Raw genomic sequence first — 448 nt, 5'->3', positions numbered from 1 at the left:
AGCTCGGCCTCGGTGGACGGGTGGGCGTCGAGGACTTCCTGGGCGTACCGCCGCAGCCGTACGAGCCGCCGCACCTGGTGCCAGGGCGCGTCCTGCAGCCCCTCAGCGGGCGGCCCGTCGGGGGCGGGGGCGGCGGCGAGGCCGTGGGCGAGGGCCTCGGCGTTGTACGGGTGGCCGGCGACGGCCAGCGGGAGCGCGTCCGCGGCCTCGGCCAGCCGCCGCTGGATCTGCTCGGCGAGCCGGGGGAGGGCCTCGCACGCGGGGACGCCGCGCGCGCCGGCGTCGAGGGGCGTCTCGGAGGCGAGGAGGGCCGCGGCGTCGGCGACGGCGTGGAAGCGCGAGGTGCCGAGCGCCTGCAGGGCCGCGGAGTGGGCGCGCGTCCGGGCGAGGGTGAGCTGCCGCTCCAGCAGGGCGCCCGCCCGGGCGGCCCCCACCGTCAGACCGCTGC

The 448-nt window shown here is 81.0% G+C and carries 1 pseudogene; it reads right to left on the bottom strand.

Annotation, left to right across the window (positions count from 1 at the left end):
- Positions 1–448: pseudogene (locus ACSNOH_RS35140) on the bottom strand (CHAD domain-containing protein); the annotation flags it as partial.

The organism is Streptomyces sp. URMC 127 (genome assembly GCF_051386535.1).
Lineage (GTDB): Bacteria > Actinomycetota > Actinomycetes > Streptomycetales > Streptomycetaceae > Streptomyces.
The sequence above is the reverse complement of the archived record's forward strand: the minus strand, read 5'-3'. Positions and strand labels throughout refer to the sequence as shown.